This is a genomic window from Acinetobacter sp. (assembly GCF_039596015.1).
Classification (GTDB): Bacteria; Pseudomonadota; Gammaproteobacteria; order Pseudomonadales; family Moraxellaceae; genus Acinetobacter.
This window is the reverse complement of sequence record NZ_JBCNKN010000004.1, coordinates 201,405-217,110: the sequence shown is the minus strand read 5'-3', so window position 1 is coordinate 217,110 and position 15,706 is coordinate 201,405. Positions and strand designations below refer to the sequence as shown.

The 15,706-nt window shown below is 38.7% G+C and carries 14 protein-coding genes; 9 read left to right on the top strand and 5 right to left on the bottom strand.

Annotated elements, in window-relative coordinates:
• Positions 1-94: 94 nt before the first annotated feature.
• Entirely contained in the window at positions 95-559 is a 465-nt protein-coding gene (locus tag ABDV70_RS06230; RefSeq protein ID WP_343596288.1) for a hypothetical protein, read from the bottom strand.
• 104 nt (positions 560-663) lie between these two features.
• Between ABDV70_RS06230 and ABDV70_RS06225 the strand changes: the two genes are divergently transcribed.
• From ABDV70_RS06225 to dapC, 5 genes are all read left to right on the top strand, one after another.
• Positions 664-1,380 carry an AzlC family ABC transporter permease gene (locus tag ABDV70_RS06225; protein ID WP_343596287.1) on the top strand — a complete coding sequence of 239 codons (717 nt, stop codon included), beginning with the start codon at positions 664-666 and terminating at the stop codon, positions 1,378-1,380.
• Positions 1,377-1,724: an L-valine transporter subunit YgaH gene (gene ygaH, locus ABDV70_RS06220; RefSeq protein WP_343596286.1), complete on the top strand. Its 348-nt coding sequence runs from the start codon at positions 1,377-1,379 to the stop codon at positions 1,722-1,724. Before ABDV70_RS06225 ends, ygaH begins: the two co-directional genes overlap by 4 nt.
• Before the next feature lie 132 nt (positions 1,725-1,856).
• Positions 1,857-3,074: a formate-dependent phosphoribosylglycinamide formyltransferase gene (purT, locus tag ABDV70_RS06215; RefSeq protein WP_343596284.1), complete on the top strand. Its 1,218-nt coding sequence runs from the start codon at positions 1,857-1,859 to the stop codon at positions 3,072-3,074.
• Between the two features lie 22 nt (positions 3,075-3,096).
• Positions 3,097-5,763 carry a [protein-PII] uridylyltransferase gene (glnD, locus tag ABDV70_RS06210; protein WP_343596283.1) on the top strand — a complete coding sequence of 889 codons (2,667 nt, stop codon included), beginning with the start codon at positions 3,097-3,099 and terminating at the stop codon, positions 5,761-5,763.
• A 23-nt stretch (positions 5,764-5,786) separates the two neighbouring features.
• Positions 5,787-6,956 (top strand): succinyldiaminopimelate transaminase, encoded by a 1,170-nt coding sequence (gene dapC, locus ABDV70_RS06205; RefSeq protein ID WP_343596282.1) that lies wholly within the window; start codon positions 5,787-5,789, stop codon positions 6,954-6,956.
• A 65-nt stretch (positions 6,957-7,021) separates the two neighbouring features.
• Here dapC and ABDV70_RS06200 read toward each other — a convergent pair whose 3' ends face one another.
• Positions 7,022-7,912 carry a LysR substrate-binding domain-containing protein gene (locus tag ABDV70_RS06200; protein WP_343596281.1) on the bottom strand — a complete coding sequence of 297 codons (891 nt, stop codon included), beginning with the start codon at positions 7,910-7,912 and terminating at the stop codon, positions 7,022-7,024.
• Positions 7,913-8,054: 142 nt separating this feature from the next.
• Here ABDV70_RS06200 and ABDV70_RS06195 point away from each other — a divergent pair, with 142 nt between their 5' ends.
• On the top strand, positions 8,055-9,470 hold the full coding sequence (locus ABDV70_RS06195) for an aspartate ammonia-lyase (RefSeq protein ID WP_343596279.1): 1,416 nt from the start codon (positions 8,055-8,057) through the stop codon (positions 9,468-9,470).
• Between the two features lie 226 nt (positions 9,471-9,696).
• Here ABDV70_RS06195 and ABDV70_RS06190 read toward each other — a convergent pair whose 3' ends face one another.
• Positions 9,697-10,167 carry an Lrp/AsnC family transcriptional regulator gene (locus ABDV70_RS06190; protein WP_343596277.1) on the bottom strand — a complete coding sequence of 157 codons (471 nt, stop codon included), beginning with the start codon at positions 10,165-10,167 and terminating at the stop codon, positions 9,697-9,699.
• Positions 10,168-10,663: 496 nt separating this feature from the next.
• The gene (locus ABDV70_RS06185) at positions 10,664-11,422 is read right to left on the bottom strand and encodes a glutathione S-transferase (protein ID WP_343596276.1); all 759 of its coding nucleotides are present in this window, start codon (positions 11,420-11,422) and stop codon (positions 10,664-10,666) included.
• A gap of 474 nt (positions 11,423-11,896) precedes the next feature.
• Between ABDV70_RS06185 and ychF the strand changes: the two genes are divergently transcribed.
• Entirely contained in the window at positions 11,897-12,988 is a 1,092-nt protein-coding gene (ychF, locus tag ABDV70_RS06180; protein WP_343596275.1) for a redox-regulated ATPase YchF, read from the top strand.
• Between the two features lie 225 nt (positions 12,989-13,213).
• On the top strand, positions 13,214-13,678 hold the full coding sequence (locus ABDV70_RS06175) for a MarR family winged helix-turn-helix transcriptional regulator (protein ID WP_343596273.1): 465 nt from the start codon (positions 13,214-13,216) through the stop codon (positions 13,676-13,678).
• Between the two features lie 22 nt (positions 13,679-13,700).
• Here ABDV70_RS06175 and ABDV70_RS06170 read toward each other — a convergent pair whose 3' ends face one another.
• The gene (locus ABDV70_RS06170) at positions 13,701-14,003 is read right to left on the bottom strand and encodes a hypothetical protein (protein ID WP_343596271.1); all 303 of its coding nucleotides are present in this window, start codon (positions 14,001-14,003) and stop codon (positions 13,701-13,703) included.
• Positions 14,004-14,276: 273 nt separating this feature from the next.
• Between ABDV70_RS06170 and ABDV70_RS06165 the strand changes: the two genes are divergently transcribed.
• Positions 14,277-15,650 carry an AarF/ABC1/UbiB kinase family protein gene (locus tag ABDV70_RS06165; RefSeq protein ID WP_343596270.1) on the top strand — a complete coding sequence of 458 codons (1,374 nt, stop codon included), beginning with the start codon at positions 14,277-14,279 and terminating at the stop codon, positions 15,648-15,650.
• Positions 15,651-15,706: the final 56 nt, after the last annotated feature.

Here is a 15,706-nt window from a genome sequence, read left to right as displayed (position 1 = left end):
TCATATTAAAATCCTACATAACAAAACCCCGATTAAACCTATATTTAATCGGGGTTTTCATTGGTTAAAGTAGATCTAACATCCACTTTATTGATTAGTTCGGTGAGGTATTACCTAACTTTGGATGATCCAGTGCATCCTTACACTCAGCTTTATCCTGCAAATAGATTTGCTGGCTTTCTTTTTCAGAAGCATCGCCCTCTTTGACTGCTCTGGCCCAAGTATCTAGACTCGTAAGTGCTTTTCGGCATAGTGCATACTTGCCTTCTGTCACTGCGTCAGTCATTTTGACATTAATCTTCCAAGCAGTCCCTAACTCACGTAAAGGTTTTCTGACTTTTTCATCAATCACGGCTTTTTGTGTTGCCGTAACCAAAGGCTCAACATCGTTCATCAGCACCCAAGCTTGTTTGGCATAAGCAGTTGCATCATTGCTCAACTTAGGTGCAGGCTTAATCACAACTTTTTTTTGTGCGTCATCAGACTGGTTACAACCCGCTAACCCAAAGAAAATTCCGAAGGTTAGCCATTTCATCAAATTACTTTGTTTTTGCAACATGAGCCTCAGACCATTCAATATTTTTCCGCACGATACGGATAATTTCATTTACAATCATTTCGCATAGTTTAGAGGATATTAGGGTGTATTGCACCTGACATTGTATGGATCAACAAGCAACTTTTTGGCACGGCGTAAAAGATGCTCAGGCAATTATGCTGACCTACCTCCCCGTTTCGTTTGCCTTTGGTGTCTCGGCATCACAATTCGGTTTTTCTGCATTTGAAGCATTGTTTCTATCTTGTACCATGTACGCAGGCGCTAGCCAGTTTCTTGTTGTTGCACTGTTAGCAAGTGGTTCTTCTATTTGGCTCGCTGCCTTAACCGTCATTGCATTAGATATTCGGCATGTCCTCTATGGCCCTGCTTTAAACTTTCTTATTCAAGACAGACTAAACCTACCTAAGACAGCACTATGGGCATGGGGACTGACAGATGAAGTCTTTGCTCGTGGCATGATTCAGCTTTCACAAAACAAAAAACAGTGGTCTGAGTCATGGATGTTGGGCGTGAGTCTATCTAGCTGGTTCTCATGGGCACTTGGTAGTTTTCTGGGTGGCCTGTTTGCAGATCAAATGCACCGGTTGCCTCATTTTTTACAGGCCGCACTCGATTTTCTACTCCCCGCCTTATTTTTAAGCTTTCTATTGGCAGCGTTTGATAAAAAACAAAGCCATGTTGTGATGACAAGTTTAATTGTTGCGAGTTTGTCTTGTTATTTTCTTAATTTATCTGCTGCGATTTTTTTAGGAATTTTAGCTGGAATTCTTGCTGGCTTATTTAAACATTACGTCTTACAAATCCGAGAAGAACATCCATGAATCTGTCTATTGTGCTGATTGGCATTATTGTTGGCATTGCAAACTTTTGTTCTCGTTTTGCACCACTCTGGTATGTGCAAACCAGGCACAAGCTTGGTCAGAAACGAGGGGCAATCTGGCTAAAAATTACTTTAGGCAGTATCGGAATCGCTGCTATTAGTTCTATGCTCATCGTTGCAACACTGCCACCTTTAATTCAGTCTCCTGATAAAACATTTGCAATGATCGTTGGATTTATTACTTTAATCATTTTATATTTTTGGTTAAAACGTATGGTGTTTGCTACATTGGTTGCTGCTTTGGTATATGGTGTTGTTTATACCTATTTACCCCATGTTTTTTAACGATAAATACTTTATATATGTATACAAATCAATCAACATACATAAGTTAAGATACTTTTTTGGTTTTTCTTTTTCCACAAGGCTTAACAGCTACGTCAGTTCTGTTATGCTAAAAGTCCACCTGAAATAAGGATGAATTGCATGCAAGTCTCTATCGGTACTCCTCTTCAATCTTCAGCATTTAAAGTCTTATTATTAGGCTCTGGTGAATTAGGTAAAGAGGTAGTGATTTCTTTACAGCGTTTAGGCGTAGAAGTTCATGCCGCAGACCGATATGACCATGCTCCTGCTATGCAAGTCGCCCATTATTCCTATGCAATTAATATGGCTGATCCTGAAGCCTTAAAGCAACTCATTCATCAGGTTCAACCTCATCTTATCGTTCCAGAAATTGAAGCCATTGCAACAGAAGTTCTGGTTGAAATTGAAGAAAATCAAAATGCTATTGTCATTCCTTCTGCAAAAGCCGTAAATTTAACCATGAACCGTGAAGGGATTCGTCGCTTGGCAGCAGAAGAACTCGGTTTAGCAACTTCAGCTTATCGCTTTGCCGACACACTTGAAAGTTTCCGTGCAGCTTGCGACGATATCGGCTATCCAAACTTTGTCAAACCTGTCATGTCATCATCAGGTAAAGGACAGTCTCGTGTTAAAAGCTTTGCCGAAGTAGATGCAGCATGGGGCTATGCCATGCAAGGCGGACGTGTCAATCAGGGTAAAGTCATTGTAGAAGCACAAATTGATTTTGACTTTGAAATTACCCTACTTACAGTTCGTTCTAAGAACCCTGAAACAGGTGCAATCGAAACGCATTTTTGTGATCCAATTGGACACCGTCAAGATGCAGGCGACTATGTAGAAAGTTGGCAACCTCAACCCATGTCTGCACTTGCGCTTGAAAAAGCACAACAGATTGCAGACAAAGTTACTGTCGCACTGGGCGGATGCGGTATTTTTGGTGTAGAACTATTTGTTAAAGGTGACGAAGTTTGGTTCAGTGAAGTTTCACCACGGCCACACGACACAGGTTTAGTAACACTCGCAACCCAATTTCAAAGCGAATTTGAATTACATGCACGTGCAATTTTAGGCTTACCTGTGAATACCAAACGCCATAGTGTAGGCGCAAGTGCAGTGATTTATGCGGGTGTCGATGCTACAAACTTGAGCTTTGAAAATATTGAAAAAGCACTGGCTCATCCAGATACCGATATCCGTCTGTTTGGCAAGCCCGAAGGTTTTACGCGTCGTCGAATGGGGGTTGTCACTGCCCGTGCCGAATCAACAGACCACGCACGTGAAATTGCACAACAAGCGGCTCAAACTGTTACTGTAAAACAAAATTCCTAATTCGTCACAATAGGCCAAAACCATGATTAAAACCTTACCCCTATTGGATTATATCAAAGATGATCAGGACATCCTTGCAATTAACCAATGGAAACCTGCTGTAGAGGCACAACTCGAACAGTTGTTTGAGGAAGGTCATAGTATTCGTCAAATCGTGCTTGCCCGTTCAAATATGATTGATGAAGCACTGACATTTTTATGGCAACACGCAGGACTACAAGACAGCGAACTGGGATTATTTGCTGTAGGTGGTTATGGTCGTAAGGAAATGCTGCCATATTCTGATGTTGATATCATGATTCTTTCCGAACAGGAATTAACACCAGAACTCGAAAAACAGGTTTCAGCATTTATTGCATCCTTATGGGACGTTGGTCATTTTAAACCGGGGGTAAGTGTTCGTTCTATTGAAAGTTGCATCGAACAAGCACGTGAAGATTTAACCGTTGCAACCTCTTTAATTGAAGCTAGACTGCTAACGGGTAATAAAAATCTTGCTAAATGGCCTAGACGAATTGTGGCCCAAACATGGTCGGATAAAACATTCTTCGATGCAAAAATGGAAGAACAAGCCAAACGCCATGCTCAACATCACAACACCGAAAGCAACTTAGAACCCGATATAAAAAATGCGCCCGGTGGCATTCGTGATATGAACCAGATTGGCTGGATTGCAAAACGTCATTTTCGGGTCAATCGGGTCTATGATCTTGTTCATTTAGGCTTTATTTCAGAATTTGAGCTTAAGGTGTTAGAAGAAGCCGAAGTCTTTTTCTGGGAAATTCGTCATTATTTACATCGTCTAACCAAACGTGATGAAAATCGACTTTTATTCGATTATCAACGTGAAATTGCCACAAAATTTGGTTATGAACGTGAAGAAGGTAAGTCTCCGAATTACCCGATTGAACAGTTCATGAAACGGTACTACCGTACTGCACAACAAGTTTCTACTTTAAATGAAATTTTGTTGGCCTATTTTAATGAATCGGTCATTACCCCACGCCTACCCGATTATCAACGAAACATTGAAGAGCTCAATCAAAACTTTAAATTGGTCGATGGCAAAATTGCCGTTCAACATCACAAGGTTTTTGCAGAAGACCCAAGTGCTGTTTTAGAGATTTTTTACCTGCTTACGATTAGCCCCGAAATCCAAGGCATTCGTGCCAGAACACTGCGTTTACTCACACTTGCAGCCAAACGTATTGACCAGACATTCAGGGAAAATCCGAAACACCAAGCGTTATTTATGTCCATTATCCGTACATCTTCACGGCTATATGAAATCCTTTCCGCCATGAAACGCTATGGTATCTTGGGCAACTATATTCCTGCCTTTGGGCAAATTATGGGGTTAATGCAGTACGATTTATTCCATATCTACACTGTAGACCAACATACATTATTGTTACTTCGCAATCTGAGTCGCTTTAAAGAACCTGAATTTGCTAAACAATTTCCTGTGGTCAGCTCAGTGTACCAACGCATGCAACGTCGTGATATTGTCATGATTGCAGCACTTTTCCATGACATTGCCAAAGGTCGTGGTGGCGACCATAGCGAACTTGGTGCAGAGGATGCGCTTGAGTTTTGCCGCCATCATGGTTTTACCGAACGTGAAGGTAAACTGATTGCATGGATGATTCAAAATCACCTACTGATGTCTTTGACAGCACAGAAAAAAGATATTTCAGACCCTAAAGTCATTAAAGATTTTGCAGAAAAACTTGGGGATATGGAACATCTAGATTGTTTATATGCGCTCACCGTTGCAGATATTAATGCCACAAATCCTAAACTCTGGAATACATGGCGCGCGTCATTGATGCGCCAACTCTATGCACAAACCCGTGACAGCATTCGCTTAGGGCTAGACCGACCTGTTGACTATCAAATGCTCATTGAAGACACAAAATTTACAGCGAGTGAATTATTAGTCAACGAATTTTCTCTTAATGATGTTGAAAAGGTTTGGCAAGAACTCGGTGATGATTATTTCTTAAAAGAGTCCTCTGAAGATATTGCATGGCACACCCGCGCTATTCTTGAGCATGGCGACAACCCAACACCACTTGTCATGCTACGTGCGCACCGTAAATCTGCACCCGATGCAGTTCAACTGTTTATCTACACACAAGATCAGCCGAACCTGTTCGCAACAACTGTGGCTGTACTCGACCGAATGAACCTAGATGTACAAGATGCACGGATTATTACCGCAACCAAAGCTTTTAGTTTGGATACCTATATCCTACTTGACCGTTTTGGCATCTTACTGACAGATCCAGAACGTGAACAAACGGTTAAAACTGCATTAATTCAGGCACTCAGCCATTCAGATAAATATCCGGGACTAATGCAACGCCGTATTCCGCGTCAACTTCGTCATTTTGATATTGAAAATACGGTTGAGATCAGCTTAAATCCTGTTTTAAATCAAAATATGATTGAAATTTCAACCCTCGACCATCCGGGTTTATTGGCACGTGTCGGTGGAATTTTTATGATGCAGGGACTCGATATTCATTCCGCAAAAATTGCAACGCTAGGTGAACGTGCAGAGGATATTTTCTTTGTCACCAAGAAAAATGGTATTCCGATGTCTGATGAAGAAGCTGCAATGTTTGCATCACAGTTAAAAGCAACACTAGATGAAGCTTCTAACCAAGTCGTTATTCAACATTAATTTTAAAGTTTGGTAATTGTTCCATGAACTCGAGTTTATCTCTTTTACATCCTTATCCATTTGAAAAATTGAATCAATTATTTCAGGATATTCAGCCTGTTGATCTCCCGCTGATTCCACTGTCAATTGGTGAACCAAAACACCCAGCACCAGAGTTTGTCAAAAAAGCCATTGCTGATCATTTTCAACACTTATCGACTTATCCAAACAGCAAAGGTGTACCTGAACTACACCAAAGTATTGCCAATTGGTTAACCCAGCGTTTTCATCTAAAAACAATGAGTGTCGAAGATCAAATCTTACCTGTTTCAGGGACACGTGAAGCATTATTTTCATTTGTACAGGCATTAATTAACCGCGAAGACGCGCCATATGTTGTAATGCCAAACCCGTTCTACCAAATTTATGAAGGGGCGACATTACTGGCAGGCGCTAAGCCGTATTTTATTAACTGTACAGAAGAAAACGGCTATTTAGGCGACTTTGATGCTGTACCCGCAGAGGTTTGGGAAAAAACAGCATTATTATTTGTCTGCACACCAGGGAATCCGACAGGTGCGGTTTTATCAAAAGCACAGTTTAAAAAGCTGATTGCGCTTTCTGACCAATATAATTTTGTTATTGCCTCAGATGAATGTTACTCAGAACTTTGGTTTGACCAAGCACCAACAGGTTTGCTCGAAGTCTGTGCGGAAATTGGTCGCCACGACTATAAAAATTGTGTCGTGTTCCATTCACTCTCTAAACGCTCGAACTTGCCGGGTATGCGTTCAGGTTTTGTCGCAGGCGATGCAGAGCTTTTAAAACCTTATTTGAAGTATCGTACCTACCACGGTGCCGCCATGCCTGTTCAACACCAAATTGCATCGATTGCTGCTTGGGATGATGAACAACATGTTGAAGAAAACCGTAAATTGTATCGGGCAAAATTTGACTTATTCCAAAGCGAATTGGGACATTTACTTCCACTTAAAAAGCCCGATGCAGGTTTTTATTATTGGTTACAAGTCGACAATGACGAAGCTTTTGCACGTCATTTACTAGAGAAAGCTAACATCAAAGTCTTACCGGGGCGCTATTTGTCACGAGATACAGTACAAGGAAATCCTGGTGAAAACCATGTGCGTATGGCATTGGTTGCCGATATTGCTCAATGCGAACAAGCCATTCAACGTTTGAAAAATATTCTATAATGAAAAAAAGGCTGATATATCTGTATATCAGCCTTTTCATTCGGAATAAATCTTCTATCTCACTGCTACTGTTCTTTTTGCTTAAAATGCTCAAAAACCAGATTGGTCAACTCATGATTATTCAATTTATTTTTATAAATAAAAATATTTTGCGTCACCACAACTTGCGATGTAGATAATTCAATTAATTTTTTCTGTTCCAATTCTTCTGTAATCGTGATTCTCGGCAACCAAGCCACTCCTGCACCTTGTAACACCAGTTGCTTTAAATTTTCTGCATTGTCGGTTTCATATAAAATATGACAATTCAAACTATTATTTTCGATGACCTGATCAACCAAATGACGTAAATATGCATTTTTACTATACGTCAATAATGGAAAATCTTTATTAAGATCGTAGGTCTGACGATTTTCTGTTGGTGCAAAAACAGGAATAATTTCTGTTTCACCAATTTTCACAGCCGCTAGACTTTCTGACTGTGCCTTTTGTTTCACTGTTTTTGAAGAATACGATACTAAAAAGTCGATTTTCCCTTCCTTAAGCAACTGCAACCCTTCACCAATATTGGTTGCCATAATTTCAAACTTAATCCCATGCTCTTCTATCGGCACAAAGCGCAAATAATGCGCAAAAAAACGATTCACTAAAGAATGAGCAACAGCAAATTTGATCGTGTTTTCCTTGGTATGTTTAATCTCATAAATCAAATGCATACTGTCGTTTAACTGTGACTGTAATGAGTGTGCCGTGGTTAATAAAATTTTCCCTAACTCGGTAAATGACACTTCTTTTGTATTTCTGTCAATAATATTAAACCCTACGGTTTCTTCCAAATGTTGCAGACGGCGACTAAAAGCAGACTGCGAGATATAGCGTTTTTCTGCGGCTTTTGAAATAGATCTTTCCTGATCCAAAGTAATTAAATCAAGCGCCCAGCGAATTTCCAGATTCATATAACACTTTTCAGATACTTTATATAATACCGTGCATTATAAATGGTTATGCAAAAAATGCATACTCAGTGCATTTTATACATTATCAATTTTATTTTTTTATTCCTATGATGACTTCACCATACTTTCATAAGTTAAGAAAATGAATACAAATGTCGCTGTTCGTACAGAAAAGGATCTTTTAGGCAATCGTGATATTCCAAACCATTTTTATTTTGGAGTTCAAACACTTAGAGCTATAGAAAACTTTAATCTGACTCAGAATAAAATTAGCAACCACCCAAACTTAATTCGTGCATTGGCGATGGTAAAATGGGCGTGTGCAGATGCAAACCACTCATTAGAAAAATTAAATCAGGATAAATATCAAGCGATTATCTTTGCTTGTAAACAGTTAATCGATGGTCATTACCATGAACAGTTCCCGATTGACATGTTACAAGGTGGTGCAGGCACTTCAACCAACATGAATGCCAATGAAGTCATCGCAAACGTGGCATTGGAACATATGGGTTATGCAAAAGGTGAATACAAAAACCTTCACCCAAACAACGATGTGAACATGTCACAATCAACCAATGACGTCTATCCAACGGCTATTCGTGTTGGTTTATTATTAAGTTTAGCTGGATTACAACAGGCTTTTGCAACCCTCATTCAAGGCTTTGAACAAAAAGCTGAAGAGTTCAAATCTGTACTTAAAATGGGACGTACCCAGTTACAAGATGCTGTTCCAATGACTTTAGGTCAAGAATTTGCCGCTTTTGCACACACATTGCAAAAAGATCTCGACAAGATCAACAGCATTGCGCCAAGCATGTTGGGTTATGTCAATCTCGGTGGTACAGCTATCGGTACAGGTATTAATACTGAAGCAGCCTATGCACCGTTAGCAATTGCAGCGCTTAGCAAAATTTCAAATCATGAAATTAAAGCTGCACCAGATTTTATCGAAGCAACTTCAGATATGGGTGACTTTGTCCTGTTCTCTGGTTTACTTAAACGTACAGCAACTAAACTTTCTAAAATTGCCAACGACTTACGTCTTTTATCTAGCGGCCCACGTACAGGTATTGGCGAAATTAACCTTGAACCACGCCAACCGGGCAGTTCAATTATGCCGGGTAAAGTGAACCCTGTCATTCCTGAAGCAGTCAACTTAGTTGCTTTTCAAGTGATCGCCAATGACTTGGCTGTTACACTTGCAGCAGATGCAGGTCAATTACAGTTAAATGCAATGGAACCATTAATTGCCTTCAAACTTTTTGAATCTGTCGATTTGTTGGGCAAAGCCATGTTGATGTTCAATGAAAAATGCATTAGCACCATTACGGCAAACGAAGCACATTGCAAACAGTTGGTTGAAAACTCTATTGGTATTGTGACTGCACTCAACCCATACCTTGGTTATGAAAACACAACACGTATTGCAAAAACAGCAAATCAGGAAAACCGTAACGTCCTTGATTTGATTCGTGAAGAAAACTTGTTGTCTGAACAACAACTATCAGAAATTTTGGCACTCGAAAACATGATCCAGCCTAAAGCTTCTGTTTAATCTTTAAAGTAAGATCAATCATCGTCATGATGGTTGATCTTTTTACATCTAGCGATTTTAAAAGAAATGGCTATTCAACTTGGTCAGAAATATCAAACGGCTACCATCTATCATGCTCTGATTCATTCCATAAACGATGTACTTGTATATTTACGGAAATTATTTTCAAAGATGAACGCATAAAAAAGGCAGAGTCATTGCTCTACCTCGATTTGAATACATAAGTTTAAATACGGCTCAGCATATTATAGCAATTAAACACATCATATTTTTTAATAACAAAACTTGAGTGCAACGCCACAACATTTTCAATTTTGGCAATACGACGCAGCAAAATCTCACTGTAGTCTTCCATATTTTTTGCTACAAGCTCTACAATAAAGTCGGCACTCTGCCCTGTAACCAAATATGCATTAATCACTTCGGGAATGGCTTCAATTTGTTCAAGAAAACGATCAAAAGTTTCACTATCATGTTTATTTAATGAAACTTGGAGCAAAATATGCAGTGTAAAGCCTAACTTGGCGTAATTAATCTCACGCTTCAAGTTGGTCATAATATTTGATTCGATTAAATTTTTAATACGGCGATGGACGGAGCTAACAGAAAGATTGATCCGTTCAGATAATTCATTCAGATTTAAATCTTCATGCGTTAATATTTCAAGAATTTGTTTGTCGTAACGATCTAATTGCATGAGGTTTTCCCTGTAGTTATAGGAAAAACAAAACAAAATGTAGGACTCGACTATATTTTTATTAAGTCAAGGGAAAACAAATGTTTACTTCAGACAACTTGACGTGGGTTACATCAAACCTGAACAAGCGACTTGTGGTCGATTGTGTCTAAAAGCCGAACTGTTACCTTTTCGGTACTGGCAAGCATTTATCTCCCAATAGAACTTGCCGATCAGTTCGATCCCTCTTACACCCTGACTCATACTATAGCGATCTTCATTTCGAATTATTTTTCTTTATCTGGATAATTTAATAGTTTTAAAGAAATATTTTTCTTAAATCAACAAGTTTTTAAGATAAAAAACCATATTGATATTTTTTAACCAGATTTTTTTCTTAAATTGAATCAAAAAATGCAATTTTTTCCTTTAAAGGATGCAAAAATGACACTACTCTTGCCTTGTTTCATTATTTTAGCCAATAACACAGAGCATAAATGACATATCACCACTAAAACTACACGCCTCGCCAATCCACCCGAGCATTCCGATGTGTTACATACGTTTGAACCACATATTGCCCCAACGGTAAATCCAGCAAGAAATTTTTCAATGCTAATGTTTCAGCATGAATGTGTATAGATGACTCTAGTTCCCATGGCGTACCCTCTATATTCAAAAGTGGTGCCAACATGCTACACACAGCAATATCCGCTAGGCTAAACCGCGAATTGACCATACAACCTGTAGACGATAGAAACTGCTGATTGAGTGTTTGTGCAATCTGCTGAATTTTTTTACTTACCCCTTTTCTATTTTCATCATTTAAATGAAAGCCTTTCGCCATAATGGTTTTAATGACAGGTTTTGAATAACGGGAAAATTTACGTAGATAACCATTTTCACCTAGCACAGTTTCTATGGCTTCATCTTGTTGCAATAAATCCGTCAGCAACCATTGCCAAACGTGCTGCCCAAGTTCATTACACAGCAGATCAACTTCTAAAATTTTTTCACGTGTCGAGAGTGTTGAACCTAACAATAAATGTTCTGGATAATGCTGATCAAGATGCACCGCTATGGCAGTCGATGTTGCGACCCAATGTGTTTCATCTTTTAAAATCGGCAAATGGTTTTGACCTGTTTTAAGTCGAGCAAATGCCTGATGCAGACCTGGAGTCAAATTCTGCGCAATATAATCCAGCTCTTTATAATCCAGCAACCATCGGGCTTTCTCACAATAATGTGATAATGGAAACTGGTATAAAATACGCATAACGATTCCCCATTAAATCCAAAAAATCATGTTTTTATCTGTCTGCTACTTTAGACAGCCCATCATCGAAACTCAATTGCATTTTTGCGCAGTTTTCACAAATATGAACCATTAGGGAAATTTAAGTTGCTAGATTCTGTTGAAATTCTATACAGACAAGCAACAACAACCTTATTTCATCAAATACAATTTCTTCATCTTTTAAAACCAGAAGATGAGCGCATCATTTTCAATACATCTTTTCATTCTAAATCCTCAAAATTGCCAAACCTTCAAACATTGTGACAAACCCATATTTAAACTTCGTTTCATCCCTCGTTTGTCAGTTATTTTCACCTGTAACATCAGTCATGGATAGAATGCCGATAAACCTTAAGCATTCACCCTCAGCAAAACCCCGAACATCCCCTGACTTTAAACAGACTTTGTAGTAGAATGACACCAATTTTGATAACAACTTTTTGTGAGTCTTGCATGGGTTTTAATTGTGGTATTGTTGGTTTACCGAACGTTGGTAAATCTACCCTGTTTAATGCGTTAACAAAAGCAGCGATTGCTGCTGAAAACTTCCCTTTTTGTACAATTGAACCTAACACAGGGATTGTACCTGTTCCTGATGCTCGATTAGACAAATTGTCTGAAATTGTAAAACCGCAACGCATTTTGCCAACCACAATGGAATTCGTAGACATTGCAGGTTTAGTTGCAGGCGCATCAAAAGGTGAAGGCTTAGGCAACCAGTTCTTGGCAAACATCCGTGAAACTGATGCCATTGCCCATGTTGTTCGTTGTTTTGAAGATGAAAATGTCATCCACGTTAACGGTAAAATTGATCCGCTTGATGATATCGCAACCATCAACACTGAACTTGCTCTGTCAGATCTTGAAACAGTGAATAAATCACTGCTTCGCCTCACTAAAATTGCTAAAGGCGGCGACAAAGAAGCGCTTGCAACCAAAGCAATTCTAGAAAAAATTCTGCCGTTGCTTGATGAAGGTAAACCTGCACGTGCGGCTGACTTGTCTGACGATGACAAGAAACTCATTCGTGGCTACGGTTTATTGACCCTTAAGCCAACCATGTATATTGCAAACGTAGCTGAAGACGGTTTTGAAAACAATCCACATTTAGATGCAGTACGAAAACTTGCTGAAGAAGAAAATGCGATTGTTGTGCCTTTGTGCAACCAAATTGAAGCTGAAATTTCATTGCTTGAAGATGACGAACGTGCAGAATTTTTAGAAGCAATGGGCATGGAAGAACCGGGTCTAAACGTGGTGATTCGTGCAGGTTATAAATTGCTTGGCTTACAAACTTACTTCACTGCTGGTGTACAAGAAGTTCGTGCATGGACAGTCAAAGTGGGTGCTACAGCACCGCAAGCTGCTGGTGTTATTCATACCGACTTTGAAAAAGGCTTCATTCGTGCCGAAGTCATCGCTTATGATGATTTTATTGCATTTAATGGCGAATCAGGTGCTAAAGAAGCTGGAAAGTGGCGTTTAGAAGGCAAAACCTATGTCGTTCAAGACGGCGATGTGATGCATTTCCGCTTTAATGTGTAATATTTTGTAACAAATACAATAAGCTGCATAAATATGCAGCTTATTTTTTATAGATAAAACCAACCAAAATAGTTGAAATTCCACACAAAATAAATAAAAGAAAATAGCGTGTCTTTGAAAAGATTAAAAATCATTAAAAACTTTCCGACAAGTAACAATTATACAAAATTGAATTATTATGTGAATTGCATCACAATAAATTAACTAAAAACACGAAAAATAAGCATGAAAACTAAATATGATAAATATCTCCCATCCTCAGATGGTTATGATACAGAGTTATGTCCATTACATTGGATCTCAGTTATTCATTTAAAGTACATACAAAAAATCGATGCTACTTTAAAAAAACATGGGATTGATACGTCACGGCATCAGATTATGAATGCATTATATTTAAAGCCCAATGCCAGTGTTTCTGAATTATCCGCATTTCTGGTCTATAAAATGTCAACAACCACCAAATTAGTCTATCGTTTAAAAGATGAGGGGTTTGTTGTGACAACATCTTGTATAGAAGATGCCCGTATTACTCGGGTAAAACTAACTGAATACGGTATAGCTACAGTACTCAAAGTGAATGATCTTGTTGGCATAAAGCTTGATCAGGCATTTAACGGCATGACGCCATCACAAATTGAAAAAATACTTCAAAACCTAAAACAGATTTTTCAAAACTTATCTCATTAATTTTTTAAACATAATATAGAGGTTAAATCCGGTATTTAATTTTCAGCTCTTCTTTATTTCTGAGTTGTTGTTGATGTTCAGCAATATAGGTTGTCATCATTTCTATTACCTGCTGATCAGCAAAGCCCAACGTATGTGCTTTCATGATAATACTACTTGGCAAACTAAAGAAAAAATAGTGTAGCTCTTGCTCTGAAACATGAGCGAACACTTGTTGTTGCTCTAAAAAAACCTTTAACTGCTGTTTATTCTGCTTTACGGTAAGAGAATCTTCATGCCAATAGCGAACACGCATTGCCATTAGATTATTATGTTTATAACTCACTTGCCCTACTCTATGTAAATACGCATGCTTTACTATACTGCTGTTTGAGCTTCGTGTCATATACCTGTTTTATTACGCCTGTTTTTAGGTTACATAAATAGAATACGATGAAAGAAGCTATCCACTCATGATAATATCTATCGGCTAATTGAGTAATATCTCTCCGAATGGCATCAATATCGCCCAAATCAAGTGTTTTAATGCCATTCATCGGTTATTTTAGATATAATACAAGCGTATTTCTCCCTTTTACTCCCAATTGAAGGTGTTTCAATGTCTGACCAGAAAGATAAATTAAAAAACTTAAAAACATCTTCTGTCGATAGACGTCTTTCAATTGTTAAAGCTTCATTACTTGCGGGTACACGTTGGGCAACTTCCAATGCAACATCTATTTTTTCAAGCGAAGAAGAAAAGGAAAGAAAACGTAAAAGAGCATTAAAAGAGCAAGCAGATTATTTGGTCAGCGAAATAGGCAAATTAAAAGGTTCAATTGTTAAAATTGGACAAATGATGGCGTTATATGGTGAACACTTTTTACCTGAAGAAGTCACTCAAGCACTCAATACTCTAAACAATCAAACTGTTGCATTAGAATGGAATGCCATTCAACCTCACCTTGCACAGGAACTTGGAAGCAAAATCCACGATCTTGAAATTAACCCCGAACCGATTGGTACAGCATCTTTAGCGCAAGTGCATCGTGCAAAACGAAAATCAGATGGTTTGGAAATCGTCCTCAAAATTCAATATCCCGGTGTGGCAGCAGCAATTGATTCAGATATGAATCTTTTTAAAAGCATGCTTAAACTTACGCATATTGTGCCTCAAACACGTGAATTTGATCAATGGTTTGAAGAAGTTCGGGAAATGATGCACCGTGAGGTGGATTATCATATTGAAGCCGCAACCACACGTCGTTTTGCTCAATACCTTCAAAATGACACGCGCTATATTGTTCCGCAAATTATTGATGAATACTGTACATCTCAAGTGCTATGTATGACGTTCGAGCAAGGACTTCCTGTTAATAGTCCTGTCATGCTGTCACTTCCACAGCGCAGACGCAATCAACTCGGCGAAGCTGCATTGGATATTGCTATTCGTGAATTATTCGAATGGGGTGAAATGCAAACTGACCCGAACTTTGGGAACTACTTGGTTCGTCTTGGTGATGGGGACGTACAACAAGACCAAATTGTACTCCTCGACTTTGGTGCAATCCGCCAGTTTGATCAAACCTTATTAAAAGTTGCACATGCATTAATTGCCGCAGGTTACCACCACGATTTAGACATGATGGTCAGTGCAATGACAGGTTATGACTTCTTCGATAATATTCCTGTGAGTATCAAACCAGATATGGCAAAAGTCTTTTTACTTGCAACTGAGCCTTTTAGCAGTTTAGACAATAATCCAGACATTCCAGCAGGAATCATGGATGAAGAAAACCGATACCACTGGAAACAAAGCCAATTACATAGTCGAGTCATGCAAAGAGCCAGCAAATCGATGGCTTCTCGTTATTTTAGTATTCCCCCTAAAGAATTTATGTTTATCAGCCGAAAATTTATTGGCGCATATACCTTTATGACGGTACTAGATGCACAGACCAATGTCCGAAAAATGGTTCAGCCTTTTATGTAAAGCACATTTGAGCATAAAAAAGACCGAATATCATCGGTCTTTTTTTATATGACGTG

Excerpts from the sequence above, each read along its gene's own strand:
- dapC (WP_343596282.1), top strand. The coding sequence starts at position 5,787 with ATGAACTCGAGTTTATCTCTTTTACATCCTTATCCATTTGAAAAATTG.
- ABDV70_RS06165 (WP_343596270.1), top strand. The coding sequence starts at position 14,277 with ATGTCTGACCAGAAAGATAAATTAAAAAACTTAAAAACATCTTCTGTC.
- ABDV70_RS06230 (WP_343596288.1), bottom strand. The coding sequence starts at position 559 with ATGTTGCAAAAACAAAGTAATTTGATGAAATGGCTAACCTTCGGAATT.
- ABDV70_RS06200 (WP_343596281.1), bottom strand. The coding sequence starts at position 7,912 with ATGAATCTGGAAATTCGCTGGGCGCTTGATTTAATTACTTTGGATCAG.
- glnD (WP_343596283.1), top strand. The coding sequence starts at position 3,097 with ATGATTAAAACCTTACCCCTATTGGATTATATCAAAGATGATCAGGAC.
- ABDV70_RS06195 (WP_343596279.1), top strand. The coding sequence starts at position 8,055 with ATGAATACAAATGTCGCTGTTCGTACAGAAAAGGATCTTTTAGGCAAT.
- ABDV70_RS06185 (WP_343596276.1), bottom strand. The coding sequence starts at position 11,422 with ATGCGTATTTTATACCAGTTTCCATTATCACATTATTGTGAGAAAGCC.
- ABDV70_RS06190 (WP_343596277.1), bottom strand. The coding sequence starts at position 10,167 with ATGCAATTAGATCGTTACGACAAACAAATTCTTGAAATATTAACGCAT.
- ygaH (WP_343596286.1), top strand. The coding sequence starts at position 1,377 with ATGAATCTGTCTATTGTGCTGATTGGCATTATTGTTGGCATTGCAAAC.
- ychF (WP_343596275.1), top strand. The coding sequence starts at position 11,897 with ATGGGTTTTAATTGTGGTATTGTTGGTTTACCGAACGTTGGTAAATCT.
- ABDV70_RS06225 (WP_343596287.1), top strand. The coding sequence starts at position 664 with ATGGATCAACAAGCAACTTTTTGGCACGGCGTAAAAGATGCTCAGGCA.
- purT (WP_343596284.1), top strand. The coding sequence starts at position 1,857 with ATGAATTGCATGCAAGTCTCTATCGGTACTCCTCTTCAATCTTCAGCA.
- ABDV70_RS06175 (WP_343596273.1), top strand. The coding sequence starts at position 13,214 with ATGAAAACTAAATATGATAAATATCTCCCATCCTCAGATGGTTATGAT.